12 protein-coding genes are annotated in these 14,836 nt (G+C 39.4%); 4 read left to right on the plus strand and 8 right to left on the minus strand.

The window, feature by feature from the left end; translation table 11 throughout:
• Positions 1-14 precede the first annotated feature (14 nt).
• From GD630_RS14120 to aroQ, 6 genes are all read right to left on the minus strand, one after another.
• A complete protein-coding gene (locus GD630_RS14120) occupies positions 15-557 on the minus strand; it encodes an RNA polymerase sigma factor (protein WP_007762125.1) in 543 nt (180 codons plus the stop codon).
• A gap of 124 nt (positions 558-681) precedes the next feature.
• On the minus strand, positions 682-1,908 hold the full coding sequence (locus tag GD630_RS14125) for an FtsX-like permease family protein (protein ID WP_143866244.1): 1,227 nt from the start codon (positions 1,906-1,908) through the stop codon (positions 682-684).
• 17 nt (positions 1,909-1,925) lie between these two features.
• Positions 1,926-2,258, minus strand: coding sequence for a 30S ribosome-binding factor RbfA (rbfA, locus tag GD630_RS14130; RefSeq protein ID WP_007747761.1), 333 nt, complete (start codon positions 2,256-2,258; stop codon positions 1,926-1,928).
• A 12-nt stretch (positions 2,259-2,270) separates the two neighbouring features.
• The gene (locus GD630_RS14135; RefSeq protein ID WP_143866246.1) at positions 2,271-2,909 is read right to left on the minus strand and encodes an O-methyltransferase; all 639 of its coding nucleotides are present in this window, start codon (positions 2,907-2,909) and stop codon (positions 2,271-2,273) included.
• 8 nt (positions 2,910-2,917) lie between these two features.
• Positions 2,918-4,375, minus strand: a complete 1,458-nt coding sequence (gene pyk, locus GD630_RS14140) for a pyruvate kinase (RefSeq protein WP_007762152.1) — start codon at positions 4,373-4,375, stop codon at positions 2,918-2,920.
• A 31-nt stretch (positions 4,376-4,406) separates the two neighbouring features.
• Positions 4,407-4,829, minus strand: a complete 423-nt coding sequence (aroQ, locus tag GD630_RS14145; RefSeq protein WP_143866248.1) for a type II 3-dehydroquinate dehydratase — start codon at positions 4,827-4,829, stop codon at positions 4,407-4,409.
• A gap of 72 nt (positions 4,830-4,901) precedes the next feature.
• Between aroQ and xerD the strand changes: the two genes are divergently transcribed.
• The 4 genes from xerD to GD630_RS14165 all read left to right on the plus strand — a co-directional run bounded on the left by xerD (position 4,902) and on the right by GD630_RS14165 (position 10,427).
• Positions 4,902-5,861: a site-specific tyrosine recombinase XerD gene (xerD, locus tag GD630_RS14150; protein ID WP_143866250.1), complete on the plus strand. Its 960-nt coding sequence runs from the start codon at positions 4,902-4,904 to the stop codon at positions 5,859-5,861.
• Positions 5,862-5,997: 136 nt separating this feature from the next.
• A complete protein-coding gene (locus tag GD630_RS14155; protein WP_182505623.1) occupies positions 5,998-7,692 on the plus strand; it encodes a tetratricopeptide repeat protein in 1,695 nt (564 codons plus the stop codon).
• A 112-nt stretch (positions 7,693-7,804) separates the two neighbouring features.
• Positions 7,805-8,875, plus strand: coding sequence for a DUF4369 domain-containing protein (locus tag GD630_RS14160; RefSeq protein WP_143866252.1), 1,071 nt, complete (start codon positions 7,805-7,807; stop codon positions 8,873-8,875).
• A 13-nt stretch (positions 8,876-8,888) separates the two neighbouring features.
• A complete protein-coding gene (locus GD630_RS14165) occupies positions 8,889-10,427 on the plus strand; it encodes a YifB family Mg chelatase-like AAA ATPase (protein ID WP_143866254.1) in 1,539 nt (512 codons plus the stop codon).
• Between the two features lie 452 nt (positions 10,428-10,879).
• Here GD630_RS14165 and GD630_RS14170 read toward each other — a convergent pair whose 3' ends face one another.
• The gene (locus GD630_RS14170; RefSeq protein ID WP_143866256.1) at positions 10,880-12,691 is read right to left on the minus strand and encodes a glycoside hydrolase family 2 protein; all 1,812 of its coding nucleotides are present in this window, start codon (positions 12,689-12,691) and stop codon (positions 10,880-10,882) included.
• Positions 12,692-12,783: 92 nt separating this feature from the next.
• A complete protein-coding gene (locus tag GD630_RS14175) occupies positions 12,784-14,826 on the minus strand; it encodes a hypothetical protein (RefSeq protein ID WP_182505624.1) in 2,043 nt (680 codons plus the stop codon).
• Positions 14,827-14,836 lie beyond the last annotated feature (10 nt).

Raw genomic sequence — 14,836 nt, forward strand, 5'->3', positions numbered from 1 at the left:
TAAAAATATTATTCTCAAAAGCGAATATTTAGTTTCTTAGCAATTTCTTCCAATGCAAAAGCTATATGATTATTTATAGTCTTCACGGATATATCTAATAATGCCGCAATATCTTTATAAGGTAGGCCTTCTATTTTCGCCAAGAAAAAAACATGTTTACATTTCGGTGGTAACTGTTGAATAGCATTGTTTATTTTCTCCATTTCTTCTCTGCTAATCATAGCCTCATCCGGAGATTGGATTGGGGCAAATATAAAATCTCCTATATCATCAAGCAATAAGTCTGCCTTTCCCTTTTCTTTTCTCAGATAAGAAAGAGCCTTCCGATAGGTTATTGTTTGTATCCAAGCATTCATATTTTCTATGCCAGCCAAAGTTCTTCTATTTTTCCAAACTTCAAAGAAAACATCACTTACAACCTCTTCAGATGGCTCCTTTTGACCAATCAAAGCATAAACATAGTGGTATAAACGTGAGGAATAATGTTCCATAAAGCGGCAAAAAGCCGCTTCATCACTGTTTACAATTCTGTCTATGTCATTACTTTCAAGTTTCACGGAAGTGTTTTACAGATTACTTCTAATTAACAAAATTGTGCCAAATATAGTAGTATATTAGGAAATATAAAAATAAAAACCGAATTAAAAGTTATCAATTATAGAAAAGTATATACAATAAATATTACAAAAGTCTTTTACTCAAATATCGCACCGGATACCATACAGAAAGAAAGCCGACCGTTAGAACTGTCACAAAGATAAGTAACACATCCCAAGCGTGAACACTCACAGGATAGGCATCCACAACAAAAGTACCACCTCCACCACCTAATGAGATAATCCCGAATTCCTGCTGGATGAAACACAAAAGCAACCCTAAAGCAATCCCGGAAACGGCACCGAAAAGAGAAATAAGACGACCTTCGAATAAAAAGATACGAGAGATCAGTTTATCATCCGCTCCTAAGCTACGTAATGTTACAACATCATCCTTCTTGTCCAAAATCAACATAGAAAGAGAACCGATTACATTGAAGCAAGCAATCATCAAGATAAAAGTAAGGAATAAATAAGAGATCAATTTCTCGATCTCCATGATACGGAAAACATCCGCTTGCTGCTGATAGCGGTTCTGAACGATAAAATCATTACCTAGTATTTTCTCAATTTTGGCTTGTACAGATGAAACATTTGCACCAGGCTTCAATTTCAATTCTATAGCGGAAACCTCTGTTGTATAATCCAGCAGTTGACGAAGAAAATCAAGAGAGGTAAGAATATACTTTCCGTCATATTCCTGCTGATTAACAACGAAGACAACTCCGGGAGAATAAAGATAATCACGATTAAAGGAAGCACTCGGATTTGCCATATTTACTTTAGCATTCCGTTTGGGTAAATACACTTGAAGAGGATCAACAAATTGAAGTCCCGTACCCAAGGTTGCCACCAACTCTACCCCCATCACACCGTAATTCACAATAGAATCATGAAGAAGAAAATCACCGGCTCCATAGAGAATACTATCGATGGCTGTCAATTCTTCAAAATTATCCTCTACCCCCTTTAGAACAACCATAGCTTGACGGTCTTTATATTGTACCATCGCATTCTCTTCGAGAGTTTCTGTAAATATATCTACTTCAGGAAGCAGGCAAACTACGCCAATCCGTTTGTCCTGACCATCAAAGACTTTCCCCTCACGAACAGTAATTTTTAGTTGCGGGTCGAATGCTGTAAAAAAGCCGGCTACCATATCCTGAAATCCATTAAAAACAGAAAGCGTGCAGACCAATGCAAGCGTAGCAAGAGCTACTCCGCACACAGAAATGCCGGATATGATATTAATGGCATTATGTTTCTTCTTCGAAAAAAGATAACGCCGGGCTATATAAAAAGGAAAATTCAACTCTGCAACAAATTATTTCATTTCAGCAAAGAATCAATCTTCTCAATATAATCCAATGAATCATCCACAAAAAACTTCAGCTCCGGAATAATACGTAACTGATGGCGTACACGGGTTCCAAGCTCATAGCGAATGGTCTTCATATTATCATTGACATTCTTCACTATTTCTTCTGCCTTCTCGGACGGAAAGACACTAAGATAAACACGGGCTATACTCATATCCGGGCTGATACGAACAGCACTTACAGATACCAGAACACCCGGCATTGCTTTTGTCTGAAGCAGAAATATCTCACTAAGCTCTTTTTGCAACAGTCGAGATATCTTATTCTGTCTAGTTGTTTCCATAAATCTACTCCTTTATTTCTTTCTTATAATCGTTAACCCATCACGCAGGGGCAATATCACTTTCTCCACCCGCTCATCTTTTGCTACGAAATCATTGAATGCCTTAATCCCGATCGTCTGAGTATCAGCACTACGAGGTTGTTCCAACACATGACCATCCCACAACGTATTATCGGCAATGATATATCCTCCTTGTGAGAGATGCGCCAGCGTCATTTCGTAATATTCAATATACTTGCGTTTATCTCCATCTATAAAAGCCATATCAAAAATAATCCCCAAATCGGGAACCAGGCTCAACGCATCACCTATATAAAAACGGATTTTATCCGCAAACGGTGATTCCTCAAGCCACGGACGAGTAAAATCTTCTTGCTCATCATTTATCTCAAACGTATGTAACATTCCGCCCTTCTGAAGCCCTTCAGCCAGACAAAGAGCGGAATACCCGCTATACGTTCCAATTTCCAATATCTGGCGAGGCCGAATCATTTCCACAAACATTTTCAACATCCGCCCTTGCAAATGCCCGGAAGCCATACGGGGACGGAGTAATTTTACGTGCGTATCCCGATAGAGTGCTTTCAGATAGTCACTCTCGGGATCAATATGCTGCAAAATATATTCGTCTATAGACTCAGTCTCTTGCATATAGCTTTTTACAAATAGCGGTTATTATTCGGCAAAACAGTCTCTTCCGCATGCTTCAAAGCATCTTCCACCACATTGATTTCGAGGAATGAAGTCTGCGTACCTTCTTTACCACTACTCAAATATCCTACCATGTCGGAAGGTTGCAAGCGACCTTCCTTCAACAGACGGCGTAAAGCAGCGAAATAGTATTCCTGCCCATTTGCCAATTCCGGCATATAGATTGCCTCTACCCCATAAGAAAGAGCCAGATGACGCATGGTCTTTTCCTTATAACATATAGCCAATACCGGATATTTACCACGGAAGGCAGCCAGATTACGAGCAGTACGTCCACTGTAACTGTCCGTAATGATAGCACGTATTTTCAGTTTAGATGTAGCCTTAACAGCTTGTTTAGCAAGAAATGCCGTAACATCATTACTATTTTCATCCAAAGGAATGCGAATATCGTTTTCCTCCAACTTATCCTTCTCAGCCTGAGCTGCAATCTTAGTCATCGTTTTCACAGCTTCTACCGGATACTTGCCATAAGCAGTCTCCCCACTCAACATCAAAGCATCTGTACGATAATAGATAGCATTGGCAATATCCGTAACCTCCGCACGAGTCGGACGAGGATTATTGATCATCGTATGAAGCATCTGAGTCGCAACAATTACCGGTTTCTTAGCCAAAATACATTTACGAATCAACACACGCTGAATACCCGGAATACGTTCCTGAGGCACTTCTATACCTAAGTCACCACGAGCGACCATAACACCGTCAGCCACTTCCAGAATTTCGTCGATATTATCCACTCCCTCCTGATTCTCTATCTTAGCGATAATTCTGATATCGCTATTGTGAGCATCCAGAATTTCACGAATATCAAGCACATCCTGACGATTACGCACAAAAGAGTGGGCTATAAAATCGATATCTTTTTCAATAGCATAAAGAATATTATTGCGGTCTTTCTCCGTCAAAGAAGGAAGATTGATACGGACACCCGGCACATTCACACTCTTGCGACTTCCTAAAGTAGCTTCATTTTTCACCTCACAAAGCAGATAATCGGCAGTCTTATCAATAACCTCCAATTCCAGATCACCATCATCAATCAAAATGGTACCACCGATATTCAAGTCATGCACAAAGTTGGGATAAGAGACAGCGATACATTCGCGGGTCGTTTCAAGTTCCGGATTACCAACTATTTTCACTTTCTCCCCTATCTTATATGGAATTGGTTCCGCATTAGCAGTCGTGCGAACCTCCGGTCCTTTAGTATCCATCAGAATCGCAATACGGTTGGACACCGCACGCACATTTGCAATCAAAGCTTCAAAACCTTCACGGCTGGCATGCGCAGTATTCATACGCACCACATTCATTCCGGCATCAAATAATTGTTTGATAAAATCCACATCACAACGTCTATCCGAAATGGAAGCTACAATTTTAGTCTGTTTCAATAACATAGTCTTTCTACCTATTTATATATTATAATCTTTATTTATTCTCTAACAATGCCTCCAGAGCCAAACGATACGAGTGCAATCCGAACCCGCAAATAACCCCTTTACAAGCACAAGCAATCATGGATATATGCCGGAAATCCTCACGGCTATGTACATTAGAAATATGCACTTCAATCACGGGAGATGTCACAGAACGAATTGCATCCTGCAAAGCAATAGAAGTATGCGTATATGCACCGGCATTCAATATAATGCCATCCACGTCAAATCCGACCTGCTGGATGCAGTCTATCATTTCTCCCTCAATGTTCGATTGAAAATAGTCGATCTCCAAGTCAGCATATCTTTTGCGAAGCTCAGCAAGATAATCTTCAAATGTAACGCTTCCATAAATAGAAGGTTCACGCTTACCCAACAGATTAATATTCGGGCCATTAATAATTTGTATCTTCATCGCACAATCCTGTTTTTTTATACCTTTGTATCCAAAGAACAATATTTCAAGGTGCAAAGATAGAGAAAAGAAATGGAAATCAACGAAAAAAAACAGAAGAAGGAACAACAAGCGCTGATAATCAGAAAGTATCAGCAGTATCTTAAACTGGAAAAGTCCTTATCTCCTAACACACTGGAAGCTTATCTTACAGATTTAGACAAGCTATTAAGTTTCCTGACCTTAGAAGGGATTGATATCTTGGATGTATGCCTGGCTGACCTCCAACGTTTTGCGGCAGGCCTGCACGACATCGGCATTCATCCACGCTCACAAGCACGCATTCTGTCGGGTATCAAATCATTTTTCCGCTTTCTGATCATGGCAGACTATCTGGAAGCAGATCCCAGCGAGCTGTTGGAAAGCCCTAATATAGGCCTCAAACTCCCGGAAGTACTGACAGTAGAGGAAATTGACCGGATCATTGCCACTGTAGACCGCAGCAAAGCCGAAGGACAGCGGAACAGAGCTATTCTGGAAACCCTATATAGCTGCGGGCTCCGCGTTTCGGAACTTGTCAATCTTAAACTATCCGACCTTTATTTTGATGAAGGGTTCATCAAGGTAGAAGGAAAAGGAAACAAACAACGTCTTGTTCCGATTTCCCCCAAAGCCATTAATGAGATAAAGCTCTATTTTACAGACCGGAATCAGATAGAAGTCAAGAGCGGACATGAAGATTTTGTTTTTATCAGCCCACGAAGAGGTAAAAGACTCTCGCGAATTATGATTTTCCACATGATAAAAGAACTAGCACAGCAAGCAGGTATTACCAAAAACATCAGCCCGCACACCTTCCGCCATTCTTTTGCGACTCATTTACTGGAAGGCGGAGCCAATTTACGGGCAATCCAATGTATGCTCGGACATGAATCAATCGCAACAACTGAAATCTACACCCACATCGACCGCAATGTGCTTCGCAGTGAGATAATTGAACATCATCCCCGAAATATTAAGTATCGGAAAGAAAAAGAGTCATTATTTCATTAAATTATGATAAAATCGCCCCCTTATCCATATATTTATATTAAGAATTAATATCTTTGCGTTACTTTTTCTGCGTAAAGTAGAAGAAGATTTGTGAATAGACGATATTTCAATTACAAACATTTAATTTATACCTAAAATGACTAAGAAGTTGTACTTGCCTTTACTCATGGCAATGGTTGTTGCATTATTCTCTTCTTGCAGCAAAAAAATGGGTCCGCTGTCAGCTGATTACTTCACTGTTACTCCGCAAGTGCTGGAAGCAGTAGGTGGTAAAGTTCCTGCTACCATCAATGGTAAATTCCCTGAAAAGTATTTCAACAAGAAAGCGGTTGTAGAAGTTACTCCGGTATTGAAATGGAATGGTGGTGAAGCTAAAGGCCAACCGGCTACTTTCCAAGGTGAAAAGGTGGAAGGTAACGACCAATCTATCTCTTATAAGATGGGTGGTAGCTACACAATGAAAACCTCTTTTGACTATGTTCCGGAAATGGCTAAGTCCGAGTTATACCTCGAATTCAAGGCTACTATCGGTAAAAAAGAAGTTACTATTCCTGCTGTGAAAATAGCTGATGGTGTAATTTCCACTTCAGAATTAGTTAACAATACTTTAGGTAATGCTAATCCTGCATTGGGCGAAGACGCTTTCCAACGTATCATCAAAGAAAAGCACGATGCCAACATCATGTTCTTGATCCAACAAGCTAACATCCGTTCAAGCGAGTTGAAGACTGCTAAAGAATTCAACAAAGAAGTTGCTAACGTAAACGAAGCAGCTAACAAGAAGATCAGCAACATCGAAGTATCTGCATACGCTTCTCCAGATGGTGGTGTAAGCTTGAATACTACACTGGCTGAAAACCGTGAGAACAACACTACTAAGATGTTGAACAAAGACCTGAAGAAAGCAAAAATCGATGCTCCGATTGATGCAAAATATACAGCACAGGACTGGGAAGGTTTCCAAGAACTGGTTTCTAAGTCTAACATTCAAGACAAAGAGTTGATCCTTCGCGTTATTGCAATGTACCAAGATCCTGCTCAAAGAGAAAGCGAAATCAAAAACATCTCTGCTGTATACAAAGAATTGGCTAACACTATTCTTCCGCAGTTGCGTCGTTCTCGTTTGACTTTGAACTACGAAATCATCGGTAAGTCTGACGAAGAAATCGCTAAGTTGGCTTCTTCCAATCCTTCTGAATTGAATATCGAAGAATTGCTGTACGCAGCTACACTGACTAACGATCCTGCTAAACAAGAAGCTATCTATACTCAAGCTACAAAACAATTCCCGAACGATTACCGTGCTTACAATAACTTGGGTAAATTAGCTTATCAAGCTGGCAACATCGATAAAGCTGAATCTTATTTCAAGAAAGCAGCTAACGTAAACGCTTCTCCTGAAGTGAACATGAACTTAGGTTTGGTTTCTTTGATGAAGGGTGACAAAGCAACTGCAGAAGCTTACTTCGGTAAAGCTGCCGGTACTAAAGAACTTGGCGAATCTATGGGTAACCTGTACATCGCTCAAGGTCAATATGAAAGAGCTGTAAACTCATTCGGTGACTCTAAGACTAATAGTGCCGCATTGGCTCAGATCTTGGCAAAAGACTACAACAAAGCTAAAAACACTTTGGCTAACGTAGAAAGACCGGATGCTTACACAGACTACTTGATGGCTGTTTTAGGCGCTAGAACTAACAATTCTTCTATGGTAACAAGCAGCTTGAAGAGCGCAGTTGCTAAAGATTCTTCATTGGCTAAGAAAGCAGCTACAGACTTGGAATTTGCAAAATACTTCACAAATGCAGATTTCATGAACATCGTTAAATAATAGAATTACCACTCTATTTTAAATATTAAGAATTGCCTGTCATTACAAATGACGGGCAATTCTTTTTTTTATCTGCAAAAAACCGTACTTTCGCAGAAAAGAAATAAAAGCAATGAAAAAGAGTAGCATTTTAATCCTCATAGCCATCTGTCTATTCGGTTGCAGCAAGTCTTCTAAGGAAGTAAGCATAACCGGAGAAATCGAAGGATTGGGAACAGATACACTTTATCTATACGGTATGGACGAATTGCGCGACCAAATAGATACTATTTTCACCAAAGACGACAAATTCTCTTATTCAACCCCAATAGACACTATTACCTCCGCTTTTCTGCTCATTAAGAATCAGATAGAATACCCTATTTTCCTTGATAAAGGGAATAAAATCAAAATAAAGGGAGATACCGGTAGTTTGGAAGCCCTAACCATCGATGGCAATACATACAATGAAGAATTTACAGCTTTCCAAAAAGAACTGAGCGGTTTAAATAACCCGTCCGAAAAAGATGTGGAACAAAAAGCTGAAGAATTCATACAGCAACATCATTCATCTTTCGTAAGCCTCTATTTACTAGATAGATATTTTGTCCAAAAAGAATCTCCGGACTTCAATAAGATAAAAAAACTAATTGAAGTCATGACAGGAATATTGCAAGATAAATTATATATTGAGAAGTTGAACGAAACCATATCCCAAGCCGAAAAAAACGAAATAGGGAAATATGCCCCCTTCTTTAGTTTGCCTAATGCCAAAGGAGAAAAAATTACCCGCACATCAGAAGACTTCAAAAAGAAAAACCTTTTAATCAACTTCTGGGCTTCTTGGGGAGATAGTATATCCAACCGTCGTAACAACAATGAACTAAAGGAACTTTATAAGAAATACAAAAAGAGTAAATATATAGGTATGCTCGGTGTCTCCTTCGACGTGGACAAAAAAGAATGGAAAGACGCAATAAAACGCGATACGTTAGATTGGGAGCAAGTTTGTGATTTCAGCGGACTTAATTCAGAGATTGCCAAACAATATACCATCAAGCAAATTCCCGCAAACATTCTTCTGTCGGCAGACGGAAAAATCCTGGCTAAAAATCTTAGTGGAGAAGAGTTAAAGAAGAAAATTGAAGAAGTCGTCTCCGCAGCAGAAGAAAAAGATAAGAAAGACAACAAAAAGAAAAAATAATCAGTAACCAAACGTGTTAATCAAAGTATTCGGAGCGGCTGTTCAAGGTATTGATGCAACACTCATCACAATCGAAGTCAACAGCTCGCGTGGCTGTATGTTCTATCTCGTCGGCCTTCCGGATTCTGCGGTCAAAGAAAGCCATCAACGCATAATTTCCGCTCTCCAAGTTAACGGTTATAAGATACCGACCAGTAATCTGGTAGTCAACATGGCACCCGCAGATATTCGTAAAGAAGGCTCAGCCTATGATTTACCGCTTGCCATCGGTCTTCTAGGAGCCAACGGCACTATATCTTCTGAAAAATTTCCCCGCTATCTATTAATGGGAGAGCTAAGTCTCGACGGAAGCATACAACCTATCAAGGGAGCTCTTCCTATTGCGATTAAAGCTCGTGAAGATGGCTTCGAAGGATTAATCATTCCCCAACAAAATGCCCGAGAAGCTGCCGTAGTCAATCAATTGAAAGTTTATGGTGTCAGCAATATTAAAGAAGTCATCCAATTTTTCAATAATGAGCGAGAATTAGCGCCAACCATAGTTAATACTCGGGAAGAGTTCTATGCCCAACAAAGTAACTTTGAATTTGACTTTGCCGATGTAAAAGGACAAGAGAATGTGAAAAGAGCCCTCGAAGTGGCAGCAGCCGGTGGCCACAACTTGATTATGGTAGGTGCACCCGGAAGTGGAAAGTCAATGATGGCAAAAAGATTACCCTCCATCCTTCCTCCACTTTCTTTAGGAGAAAGTCTCGAAACAACCAAAATACACTCCGTAGCTGGAAAGCTAAACCGCAATTCATCACTAATAACCCAGCGCCCCTTTCGAGATCCACACCACACCATCTCACAAACCGCCATGGTAGGAGGAGGGAGTTTTCCCCAGCCTGGAGAGATAAGCTTAGCTCACAACGGGATCTTATTTCTTGACGAATTGCCAGAATTTAGTAGAAACGTACTCGAAGTACTACGACAACCGTTGGAAGATAGGCGCATCACCATTTCCCGTGTAAAAAGCAGTATAGATTATCCTGCCAGCTTCACATTGGTAGCCTCCATGAACCCTTGCCCATGTGGTTATTACAATCACCCGACCAAAGCGTGTGTATGCAGTCCCGGACAAGTGCAGAAATACTTGAATAAAATTTCAGGCCCCTTACTTGACCGGATAGATATACAAATTGAAATAATTCCCGTTCCCTTTGATAAGATCTCCGACCAACGGAGAGGAGAATCCAGTGCCGCTATTCGTGAACGTGTCATCCAAGCACGTCAGATACAAGAAAAACGCTATACTGAGTATTCAGGAATCTACTGCAATGCTCAAATGAATAGCAAATTGCTGTCACTATACGCCCAACCGGATGGACAAGGTCTCTCTTTATTAAAGAATGCAATGGACCGTCTAAATCTTTCCGCCCGCGCCTACGACCGGATATTGAAGGTAGCACGTACCATTGCCGATCTAGAAGGAAGTGAACAGATACTTTCCGTTCATTTGGCGGAAGCCATAAGTTATCGGAATCTGGATAGAGAAAATTGGGCAGGATAGAGAGTCGTGTCTTGTTAACTCATATTACCTCATTATTCGTATACTATAATTACCGTTTATAAGACATACTCCCGAACGCGGAGCAAGATAGTACGAATATATTTACAACTTAATATGTAAACTTAGATACCGTTTATAACAAACTTTTGAGTAGTTTATTATAAACGGTATCTGAGTTTATTAAGAACAATCAAATAGAGAATTCAACTTTATTCATGATTTTTTCACAACAAAAAAGGCTGTAACCCCCATAAAGTTTACAGCCTCCATTCTATATAAAGTCTTTCATCTCCCAGCATTCACTACGGAGAAGAAACATAATTGTCATATCTTTGCACTATTTTAAAGCTCAAATTCATCTATTTTTCTGTTTATTATTCCAATTATTTATAACCTTGAAGTACAAATATACATCTTTTTTAGAGCTTTGTCAAGTGTTATATAAAATACTGTTACTTCAACACATTACATATTTCAATATTCACCTTTTTCAAGCGTTGCTCCTCCAATTTAATCACTTTGCGGTCATACGTCATCAAACCGTTGACTTCTACTTCAACATCCGTAGTCTGTGTATAAACAGCGGCAGAAAATCCACGAAAAATCATCTCTTTTAGCATATCAGCATATTTCAAATATTCATCTGTAGCCTCCTTAGAAGTATTAAATTGAATATATCCCCAATTCCGATTCGGCTCCCAAATATGCTCCTTTAACACCAACCCAATCCCCCCATATTCTCCAAGTACCGTTGCACGTTGGGCATCATACAAATACATTTCCGGACCCGGATAATTATGTAAGTCAAGCATATCACCACAAGCATAATGATTACCTCCACTGGCAGGATTCACTAAACGGGATGGATCATACTGCTTTGTCCATTCTGCAATCTCGGAGGTCTTAAATTGTCCCCAGGCTTCGTTAAAAGGTACCCACGTTCCAATGCAAGGATAAGAATAAAGGCAATCAATAATTTCCTTCCATTCCTTACGAAACATCGCTTCTGATTCAACAGAACGTTTTACCTCTGTTCCCTCAAAATATTTACGATTCTGCCATTCCGGATTCTTGTCACCACTCGGCATATCTTGCCATACTATAATACCCAAACGGTCGCAATGTGTATACCAACGTGCTGGTTCCACTTTAATATGCTTACGAATCATATTATATCCAAAATCTTTTGTTTTCTGGATATCATAAATCAATGCTTCATCTGAAGGAGCTGTATATAAGCCATCAGGCCACCAACCCTGATCTAAAGGACCAAACTGGAATAAATCCTTATTATTCAATTGCAAACGTACAATACCATTTCTATCTCGCTTCGTAGAATATTTGCGCATAGCCGCATAACTCTTTACTTTATCAACCAACTTATTAGCTGCAAACAAACTAATCTCCATATCATATAAAAAAGGAGAGTCCGGAGACCATAATCTGACACGTGCCGGCATCATAATTTCAACAGGCATACCATTAATTGAACTTCCCTTGGCTACCAACTGCTTACCCTCAAATACTTTCACTTCTACTTTATTTGAAGTATTCTTTTCATTTGTTACAATCTCTACAGTCAGTTTATTCACATCAATATTAGGGGTTGTTTTAAGATTTATAATAGATTGCATAGGTACAGGTTCCAGCCACACAGTCTGCCAAATACCACTGACTGGCGTATACCATATTCCCCCAGGTTTACTAACCTGTTTTCCCCTAGGTTGAAAACCTTTATCTGTAGGATCCCAAACCTTCACCACTAATTCATTCTCTCCATTCAACAAAGCAGGAGTAATATCGAATGAGAAAGGAGTGAAACCACCAGTATGTTGACCAACCTTAACCTGGTTCACCCAAATATCCGTTTTCCAATCAACAGCTCCAAAATGTAATAAGACCCTCTTCCCTTTCCACTTAGAAGGAACAGTAAATTTACGTTGATACCATAATTCATTCTTCTCCCCCAACATTTTTCCGACTCCAGACAAACTGGATTCTACAGCAAAAGGAACCAAAATCTGTCCATCATATTTCTGTGGGACAGCCTGCCCCAATGGAGAAATGACATAATTCCATAATCCGTTCAAGTTCATCCAATCGGTACGTTCCATAATAGGACGTGGGTATTCGGGTAACACGTTCTCTACGTTTATCTTATTTGCCCAGTCTGTCTTAATTCTCTCTCCCACCGGTTTCCATTGAGCAAACAGATACGAACAATTAAATAATACGACTAAAAAGAAAATCAAATGTTTCACCATTACATTAATATTAAAGTTTCTAATATAAGATTAGTAAAGTCATTAGAATCTGTAGAAAACTTACTAGCTGATAAATAAGAGCATAATTCAATTTAATCAAGTAAGAATCGTTCAGCCCGTCCGGGAGTAAACAATTCCCATAAAGAAGCGACCGTCCATCCTGGTGCAAAAATATCATTATAATACCCTTTTCCATTTTTACCATAATCCCAGTTTGTATGTTGAACGACCTCTGGATAGAAACCGGACTTTGCAACCCCACACAAATATCCTTCATATGGTAATAATTGACGCATAGAAGTAGAAATTACTTCAACAAAATTTGCAAAGCGAGGCTCATCATATTCTTCTGATAACCATCGGAGCACAGATGCAAACTCAAAAACAAAAACATCAATATGATTATTTTCGACAGAAACATTTCCCCATCCACGAGTCTTCAGCCCTATATCACCCAACATCTGTCCTGGTGCAAAAGGCACATCCCATACATAATACCAGGATAAAGCGAAATAAGCAGCCTTTCTTGTCAAATCAGCATAATGTTTATGTTCTTCTCCCTTAGTAATCAATGAAAGATAATAAGTAGCAGTAGCAGAATAAAGTGAGGCCTCTTTATCTTCACAATTCGCATCCAACGTAGATGAAAAATAATCAGCCTTAGAGATCAGTTCTTTCTCCAAATAGTCTGCCGTACGCTTTGCACTAATCAAATAACGTTTATCTTTAAAATACTTATATCCCATCACTAAAGGCAACGTAGCAGAAGGAGTACTTCCCCCACTTTGGTCAACAATCGTAAAATCATCACGGAACTTACGAGGAAAACTACCATCAGGACTCTGCAATTGTAAAAACATATCCAGCATTTTTTTTACACACTGCTCCCATTTAGGGTGCCTTCGTCCACTTGCTTTCTCATAAGCCAAGAAATGAAGCATAGCATAAATGCCTTCAGACTGACGTCGAATACTATGAATCGGTTCATAATAACCTTTATCAAAATTTACAAACTCTTTAAAGAAACCCGCTTTAGTAAAGCCATTTTCCAAATAGCTATCAAATATTTTTACGCTATTAGCTTTTAAATCTTCTCGATTACATTGCCAACCATACTCCCATGCATTAAATGCATTCAAAAGAACACGACCGACAAAACCAACTTCTGCCTGCCCATTACTTACACAATCTTTTGTTTTTAAGTGTATGCCTGAATTATAAATCAAAGGTCGATCTGTAACCAAACTATTGACAAAAAAGCCACTAAGTGTTTCTTTTACATCCGCTATAGAGTGAGGAGTCTTTACTATACACGGAGCATACGTATCATAGCAATACTCCCACATAGAACGAACAAAGTCAGAAAAATCATCCGCATTCCCCTCCAAAATACTCCAAGTCAACAGAATAGACTCTCCCTTCTTTAAAAGCTGAAAAGCTGTTACTTCAGGAGCTAAAGTCAGCTTACGAATATAACTCTTAGGGGCCTCCCGATAAGGAAAACCAAAAGAAAGAGCAGATACTCCATTACGATTCTCAAACCCTGTAAAACCTAAAGAAGTCTTTCCAGCAAGAATGATCTCTCCCTCTTTATGAGTGGCCAACGCATCTGTAGTAAACTTATCCAACCGATTCACTACAACAAACCGCTTTTCCTTCTCACTAAATATACCTGTCAATGGCGCACTTAATCTATCTTCACGAACCAACCAGCTGTCTGATGTATGGAATGACGGAGCCTCCTTAGGAGAACGCAGATTGCGACGATACCAAAATCCTGGCATATAGAACAGACAATCATCATGTCGATAAGCTGTACGCAATTGTTGACTATAATGAAAATACACATCCTGAGCAGCAGTTAGTTGTACCGTCAATTGCGTATGCTCGCCTTGTTCTTCCACTTTATGAAAAACCGTTATCGGTAACTTTTCATCCGAACACCATTCATAACTAAAATAACTATCCTTCAGTTCATTGGGACGAAGTTGATAAGATACTGCATCATTTCCAGGAACCTTCAGAGATAGTTCAACCTTCACAGTTTCAGGAATATACTTCACTGCTCCCATACAAATAACCGTACTGGTCAAAACCATTGTACAACCCATTATTGTCCTTAACATCATTCTCATACCTACTTAT

The organism is Bacteroides zhangwenhongii, from assembly GCF_009193325.2.
In the GTDB taxonomy this organism is placed as follows: domain Bacteria; phylum Bacteroidota; class Bacteroidia; order Bacteroidales; family Bacteroidaceae; genus Bacteroides; species Bacteroides zhangwenhongii.